The 7,176-nt window shown below is 45.5% G+C and carries 6 protein-coding genes, 2 rRNA genes, 1 pseudogene and 1 riboswitch (1 of these 10 only partly in view); all 9 genes and pseudogenes read left to right on the top strand.

Annotated features, from left to right (window positions below; translation table 11 throughout):
• Nucleotides 1-1,562, top strand: a 23S ribosomal RNA gene (locus ACOJQI_RS14095) (it extends 1,374 nt beyond the left edge of the window).
• Nucleotides 1,563-1,646: 84 nt separating this feature from the next.
• Nucleotides 1,647-1,763: ribosomal RNA gene (gene rrf / locus ACOJQI_RS14090) — 5S ribosomal RNA — on the top strand.
• A gap of 33 nt (nucleotides 1,764-1,796) precedes the next feature.
• Entirely contained in the window at nucleotides 1,797-1,940 is a 144-nt protein-coding gene (locus ACOJQI_RS14085) for a hypothetical protein (RefSeq protein ID WP_421378921.1), read from the top strand.
• Nucleotides 1,941-2,218: 278 nt separating this feature from the next.
• Entirely contained in the window at nucleotides 2,219-2,665 is a 447-nt protein-coding gene (locus ACOJQI_RS14080; RefSeq protein WP_421378919.1) for an NUDIX hydrolase, read from the top strand.
• A 123-nt stretch (nucleotides 2,666-2,788) separates the two neighbouring features.
• Nucleotides 2,789-3,448 (top strand): hypothetical protein, encoded by a 660-nt coding sequence (locus ACOJQI_RS14075; RefSeq protein WP_421378917.1) that lies wholly within the window; start codon nucleotides 2,789-2,791, stop codon nucleotides 3,446-3,448.
• A 65-nt stretch (nucleotides 3,449-3,513) separates the two neighbouring features.
• Entirely contained in the window at nucleotides 3,514-3,834 is a 321-nt protein-coding gene (locus tag ACOJQI_RS14070) for a four-helix bundle copper-binding protein (protein WP_421378915.1), read from the top strand.
• Nucleotides 3,835-3,922: 88 nt separating this feature from the next.
• A riboswitch (FMN riboswitch) is annotated at nucleotides 3,923-4,066 on the top strand.
• A gap of 136 nt (nucleotides 4,067-4,202) precedes the next feature.
• A complete protein-coding gene (gene ribD / locus ACOJQI_RS14065) occupies nucleotides 4,203-5,294 on the top strand; it encodes a bifunctional diaminohydroxyphosphoribosylaminopyrimidine deaminase/5-amino-6-(5-phosphoribosylamino)uracil reductase RibD (protein WP_421378913.1) in 1,092 nt (363 codons plus the stop codon).
• Nucleotides 5,295-5,298: 4 nt separating this feature from the next.
• Complete coding sequence (gene ribE, locus ACOJQI_RS14060) at nucleotides 5,299-5,955, top strand: riboflavin synthase (protein ID WP_421378911.1); 657 nt, start codon at nucleotides 5,299-5,301, stop codon at nucleotides 5,953-5,955.
• A 9-nt stretch (nucleotides 5,956-5,964) separates the two neighbouring features.
• A pseudogene (locus tag ACOJQI_RS14055) lies at nucleotides 5,965-7,176 on the top strand (bifunctional 3,4-dihydroxy-2-butanone-4-phosphate synthase/GTP cyclohydrolase II); the annotation flags it as partial.

Raw genomic sequence — 7,176 nt, 5'->3', positions numbered from 1 at the left:
CCGCTCAGGGTTAGTCGGGACCTAAGCCGAGGCCGAAAGGCGTAGGCGATGGATAACAGGTTGATATTCCTGTACCACCTCTTTTCCGTTTGAGTGATGGGGGGACGCAGGAGGATAGGGTAAGCGCGCTGCTGGATATGCGCGTCTAAGCAGTTAGGCTGGTGATGAGGCAAATCCCGTCACCGTTAAGGCTGAGCTGTGACAGCGAGGGAAATATAGTACCGAAGTTCCTGATTCCACACTGCCAAGAAAAGCCTCTAGCGAGGAAAAAGGTGCCCGTACCGCAAACCGACACAGGTAGGCGAGGAGAGAATCCTAAGGTGAGCGAGAGAACTCTCGTTAAGGAACTCGGCAAAATGACCCCGTAACTTCGGGAGAAGGGGTGCTCTGGTAGGGTGCAAGCCCGAGAGAGCCGCAGTGAATAGGCCCAGGCGACTGTTTAGCAAAAACACAGGTCTCTGCGAAGCCGTAAGGCGAAGTATAGGGGCTGACGCCTGCCCGGTGCTGGAAGGTTAAGGGGAGTGCTTAGCGCAAGCGAAGGTGCGAACCGAAGCCCCAGTAAACGGCGGCCGTAACTATAACGGTCCTAAGGTAGCGAAATTCCTTGTCGGGTAAGTTCCGACCCGCACGAAAGGCGCAACGATCTGGGCACTGTCTCAACGAGAGACTCGGTGAAATTATAGTACCTGTGAAGATGCAGGTTACCCGCGACAGGACGGAAAGACCCCGTGGAGCTTTACTGTAGCCTGATATTGAATTTTGGCACAGCTTGTACAGGATAGGTAGGAGCCTTGGAAACCGGAGCGCCAGCTTCGGTGGAGGCGTCGGTGGGATACTACCCTGGCTGTGTTGAACTTCTAACCCGCGCCCCTGATCGGGGTGGGAGACAGTGTCAGGTGGGCAGTTTGACTGGGGCGGTCGCCTCCTAAAGAGTAACGGAGGCGCCCAAAGGTTCCCTCAGAATGGTTGGAAATCATTCGCAGAGTGTAAAGGCACAAGGGAGCTTGACTGCGAGACCTACAAGTCGAGCAGGGACGAAAGTCGGGCTTAGTGATCCGGTGGTTCCGCATGGAAGGGCCATCGCTCAACGGATAAAAGCTACCCCGGGGATAACAGGCTTATCTCCCCCAAGAGTCCACATCGACGGGGAGGTTTGGCACCTCGATGTCGGCTCATCGCATCCTGGGGCTGTAGTCGGTCCCAAGGGTTGGGCTGTTCGCCCATTAAAGCGGTACGCGAGCTGGGTTCAGAACGTCGTGAGACAGTTCGGTCCCTATCCGTCGTGGGCGCAGGAAATTTGAGAGGAGCTGTCCTTAGTACGAGAGGACCGGGATGGACGCACCGCTGGTGTACCAGTTGTCTTGCCAAAGGCATCGCTGGGTAGCTATGTGCGGAAGGGATAAGTGCTGAAAGCATCTAAGCATGAAGCCCCCCTCGAGATGAGATTTCCCATCACTTTATGTGAGTAAGATCCCTGAAAGATGATCAGGTAGATAGGTCTGAGGTGGAAGCGTGGCGACACGTGCAGCTGACAGATACTAATCGATCGAGGACTTAACCACAATTTATAGCGAACTCGGAATACTTTCTTTTCTTCATACCTTTATCTAGTTTTGAGAGAACGATGTTCTTTCAATTTCATACAGTCTGGTGATTAAGGCGAAGAGGTCACACCCGTTCCCATGCCGAACACGGAAGTTAAGCTCTTCAGCGCCGATGGTAGTTGGGGGATCTCCCCCTGTGAGAGTAGGACGTCGCCAGGCACCAAGAGAGTACCCGATGTGGTGCTCTTTTTTATGTTGGAAATGAAAAGGAAACCGAAGGTTGAAAAGATCTTGCCTGGACATTCATCAAAAGCAGGAGCGAGGGTGGGGAGGAGCAAGAAGGTCGAGGACGAGAGGGAGAGAACACCGGAGTGGGCTCTGCCCATGAGGATGTGAACGAGCGAAGCGGACGAAGAGATTCGCCGCTCTTCGCCGGCCGAGCCTTCAGTGCCGGTGGTAGTTGGGATCCCCCTGTAAGAGTAGGACGTCGCCAGGCAAATGAGAGAGTACCCAGATGGGTGCTCTTTTTTTGTGTTTAAAATGAATAAGTTAAAAAGTTAAGCGTTTGATTTTTGAAATTCAACTCGCAAAATCACTTTAAGGTATATCCTATTGTGAAAATCAACCAGTTATAGGAAGATAGAGAAGATTACATAAAGAAAGTGGTGTTGAAGTTGGATACTGCAAATAGGACGGTAGTTGCGGTCAAGGGATTGGTCCTTAAAAATGGTCAGGTGTTGATAGTCCAGCGGTCCATGGATGATGAAGTTGGCGGAGGCACCTGGGAGTGTCCGGGAGGCAAGATTGACTTTGGTGAAGACTTGGAAACGGCACTGATGAGGGAAATTAAAGAAGAAACGGGTCTTAACGTAACCGTTGAAAAACTCTTATATGCAGTCAGTTTTAATACTGATCCCAGCCGGCAAGTGGTTTTGTTGACATACTTGTGTGAGAGTAAGTCGACTAACGTGGTTTTGTCTGATGAGCATAGCAGCTACCGGTGGGTATCGGAGGAACAATTGAAAGTATTTCTGCCTAAGGAAATTTTGGAGGATCTGGAGAAAAACAATGTCTTTTCTCTGCAGGAATTAAGTATTAAAGGAAAAGAGACGCTTGTTTAACAAGGGTCTCTCTGACTAAGGATCTAATTGAAATAGGGTTTTCTACCATAATACCAGCGGTTCTATTCTCTCTATTAGTTTCATACTATTAAAAGAACTCTATTAAGGAGTGAAAACTTCTAAATGAATATAACCCATTTTTATAATAATATGAGCCGGTATTATCTTAAGAGGGCATTGGCTTCACTGTTGCTAGGTGTGCTGTTAAGCCTGTTCCTACCAGGTCTGCACATTCTTTTTTACTTGTTGTTGATTATACTTGGGTTTACTTTTTCTAGTATATATTTATTCTATAACCAAGAAGTAAAACGTACGAGAGAAGCGCTAAAGCTTACCTCAAAGAATATCAATCAGTCCTTTGTCATCAATAAAGCAGAACAATCATATTGTTTTTTTGGTTTTGATGGTCTGTTGAAAGCCCGGATTTTCAATAGGGGAGGATCTTGGGAAGATGGTGATAGAAAAATTGTTATGAAGAGAGGGAGAGAATTCTTAAAATTTTCTATTCAAGGTATATCCGATAACTACTATATTGGCAGAAGACTTGAATGGATTGATAATGAGGGGAATGAGATAATTTTTAAGAAGAGTGAGGAGGGATGGGCCCTTTTCATGAATGAAGAAAAAGTTTGTTCATTGACCCGGGGCAGAATACCTCTGCAGAAACAGCAATTGTTTGATCCCTCTAGTATTGTTGTCCATTTTGAGGAACGAGAAAATGTGCTCTCACACAGGGCCTTCTTTTTTATTGTTTTATTATTGGAAGACTTTTATGTGATTTAGAAATAATCGAAAGTTTTTCCTTTATTTTGGGAATCTTAACAGAAACCTGAAATGGAGGGAAACCAATGGATGCGAGTTATAAAAGCTGTATAAAGGCTTGTCTTGATTGTTTGGAGGCTTGCAATGTCTGTTACCATGCCTGTTTGAAGGAAGAAGAAAAGATGGCTGAATGCATTGAACTGGTCAGGGAGTGTGCAGAAATATGTGCTTATTCAGCAGCGGTCATGCAGCGCAGCAGCAAGGTTGTTAAACAAATTTCTGCATTATGTGCCGAAATCTGTGATGCCTGTGGAGCCGAGTGTAAATCTTTCGACTACAGGCACTGTCAAATTTGTGCAGGAATTTGTTTTGCCTGTGCAGAGGAATGCAGGAAGATGGCAGGCTGAATTCAGAGAGTGGAATCCTGTTTGAACTTTCAGGCATTCTATAATGCAACTCTTTTATTATTATGGTATAGTAAACACAATCGAATATTTATTCCTTCGGGGCAGGGTGAAAATCCCTACCGGCGGTGATGAACATATCAGTTCTTAGTCCGTGACCCGCCATTTTTTAATGGCGGTGGATTTGGTGAAACTCCAAAGCCGACAGTGACAGTCTGGATGGGAGAAGGAAAAGGCGCGTGAAAAATGTTAATTTTACACGCTTATTTAGTTATGACTTTTCTCCCTGAGTGCTCCAACCACTCAGGGTTTTTTTAATTGTTCTTCTGCAGTCCATTTGGGGATGTGCTGCTTTAGAAAGGAGGATACATTTGCAGGAAAAAGAATATATGGAATTAGCATTGTCGCTGGCAAAAGCGGGAAAAGGGCAGACATCGCCCAATCCGGCAGTAGGAGCTGTTGTCGTAAAAGATGGAGAGATTGTCGGCATGGGTGCGCATTTAAAAGCGGGGGAACCGCATGCTGAGGTTCATGCCATTAGACAAGCTGGACCAAAGGCGGAAGGTGCAGACATCTACGTCACTCTGGAACCTTGTGCCCATACTGGTAAGACGCCTCCATGTGCAAATCTTATTGTAGAAAATAACTTAAAACGTGTATTTATTGCAAGCGTGGACCCCAATCCATTAGTGGCGGGTAAAGGAATTGCCATCCTGGAAAAAGCCGGGATTGAAGTGAAAACAGGCATATGTGAAGATGATGCCCTGAAATTGAACGAACACTTTTTTCATTTCATCCAGACCGGAACTCCTTTTGTCACACTTAAGTCTGCCGTCACACTTGATGGAAAAACGGCTGCGTATACAGGCGAGAGCAAGTGGATCACATCTGAAGAATCCAGGCTGGATGTACATAAATACCGGCACAACCATGATGCTATTTTAGTTGGAGTAAACACAGTCATAAAAGATAACCCTCTTCTCACCACACGATTGCCCCTCGGTGGAAAAAATCCCATTCGAATTGTTTTAGATACTCATTTAAGGATTCCTAGTGAAAGTGCTATTTTAGAGACACAAGCAGCGGATACTGTTGTTTTCTGTGGAAGTGAGGCTTCCGAGGATAAAAAGCAGCTCCTTCTTCAAAAAGGTGTAGAAATTGAACAGCTGAAGACTCCTGATTTACCGGTAAGGTTGATTTTACAACGACTGGGAGAACGGAATATCACTTCACTGTTTGTTGAAGGCGGTTCTGCTGTGCATTTTTCCTTTTTAAAAGAGAAGGCGTTTCAAGAGGTCATCATGTACATGGCCCCTAAATTGGTTGGAGGTTTGAATGCTTTCTCCAGCTTTGGCGGGCAGGGATTTCCCTCCATTGAAGAAGGAGAAGAACTGGAGTTTATCTCTATAGAAAAGATTGGAAAAGACATCAAAATTGTTGCGAAGCCACTTAGAGAGGAGTGATGGGATGTTCACCGGAATCATCGAAGAAATAGGTACAATTGAAAAAATTAAAAAATCATCTGCTTCCATGGTACTTTCAATTTCAGGATATAAAGTGCTGGAGGATGTGAAGTTGGGTGACAGCATCTCTGTCAACGGCACTTGCCTGACAGTCACTTCTTTTAGCAGCAGGTCCTTTACAGTCGATGTCATGCCGGAGACGTTTGAAAATACGTCATTGAAGCTTCTCGGAGCGGGAGCGAGGGTGAATCTGGAAAGGGCAATGGCTGCAAACGGGCGTTTTGGCGGTCATTTTGTTACAGGCCATATAGATGGGATCGGTACGATTGCTTCAACTCAGTTTGTTGAAAATGCTCTGTATATTACGATTGAAATTCCCGGGGAGTTAGCCCGCTATTTTATTAACAGGGGTTCGGTATGTTTGGACGGTACTTCCCTGACCGTATTTGAAACAGGCAATGATACTATAACGGTTTCACTGATACCGCAAACCAGGCACGATACCATTCTCGGCAGTAAAAAAGTCGGGGATATCGTTAATTTGGAATGTGATATGATGGCAAAATATATTTATCAATTTATGAATAACAGCAGAACAGAACAGCCGAAAAAACAAGATATTGGAACAGACTTTCTAACCCAGCATGGATTCATGAGCTGAAGATTCTGCCATAAGGAGGTACAGAAAATGTTTAATACAATTGAAGAAGCATTGGAAGAGTTAAAAGCAGGAAAAGTGATCATAGTTGTAGATGATGAGGACCGGGAAAATGAAGGAGATTTCGTTGCATTGGCAGAGAAAGCGACACCTGATGTGATCAATTTCATGGCAACAGAAGGCAGGGGCCTAATCTGTACTCCGATTACAATAGAGAAAGCTTCACAGCTCCAATTGAACCCGATGACTGGCCAAAATACAGACCCATACGGGACGGCATTTACCATAAGTGTAGACCATGTTAATACAACCACAGGTATCAGTGCGTTTGAGCGTTCAACAACTATTTTAGAAATGCTCAAAGAGGATGCAGAGCCGAGTGATTTTAAGCGTCCAGGACATGTGTTTCCGTTGATTGCCAAGAATGGCGGAGTCCTTAAACGCGCAGGGCACACAGAAGCGGCTGTTGATCTTGCTGCCCTTTCCGGCGCAACGCAGGCAGGTGTCATTTGTGAAATCATGAATCCTGACGGCACAATGGCAAGAGTCCCTCAGCTGAAGGAAATTGCCGATAAATTTGATTTGAAAATGATAACGATCCAGGATTTGATTGCTTATAGAAGAAAAGAAGAGAAGCTGGTTGAAAAAGAAGTGGAAATAGAGCTTCCGACAGAATTCGGGAATTTCAAAGCAGTCGCGTACACAGAAAAGCTTACCGGAAAGGAGCATGTTGCGCTGGTCAAAGGTGAGATCGACCCTGACGAACCTGTATTGGTAAGGGTGCATTCTGAATGCCTGACAGGCGATGTGTTCGGTTCCAACCGCTGTGACTGCGGCCCGCAGCTTCATGCAGCGCTTTCCCAAATTGAAGAGGCCGGCAAAGGCATACTGCTGTATATGAGGCAGGAAGGGCGCGGAATCGGCTTGGTCAACAAGATGAAAGCCTATAAGCTTCAGGAAGAAGGCCTTGATACAGTAGAAGCCAATCATAAATTAGGATTTGCGGCTGATTTGCGCGACTATGGCATTGGGGCACAGATTCTTAAGGATTTAGGAGTTACTAAAATGAGGCTCCTGACAAACAACCCTCGTAAAATCACGGGTGTGAAAGGGTACGGTCTTGAAGTTGAGGAAAGAGTGGCTATCCAAATGCCATCCAAAGCAGAAAATGAAAAATACCTAAAAACAAAACATAGTAAGTTAGGTCACTTACTTCAATTCTAA

Source organism: Bacillus salacetis (assembly GCF_049177075.1).
GTDB lineage: Bacteria > Bacillota > Bacilli > Bacillales > Bacillaceae_B > Rossellomorea > Rossellomorea salacetis_A.
Note: the sequence above shows the minus strand (reverse complement) of the source record. Positions and strands in the feature narration are given on the sequence as shown.

Excerpts from the sequence above, each read along its gene's own strand:
- ACOJQI_RS14070 (WP_421378915.1), top strand. The coding sequence starts at position 3,514 with ATGGATGCGAGTTATAAAAGCTGTATAAAGGCTTGTCTTGATTGTTTG.
- ACOJQI_RS14075 (WP_421378917.1), top strand. The coding sequence starts at position 2,789 with ATGAATATAACCCATTTTTATAATAATATGAGCCGGTATTATCTTAAG.
- ACOJQI_RS14085 (WP_421378921.1), top strand. The coding sequence starts at position 1,797 with ATGTTGGAAATGAAAAGGAAACCGAAGGTTGAAAAGATCTTGCCTGGA.
- ribE (WP_421378911.1), top strand. The coding sequence starts at position 5,299 with ATGTTCACCGGAATCATCGAAGAAATAGGTACAATTGAAAAAATTAAA.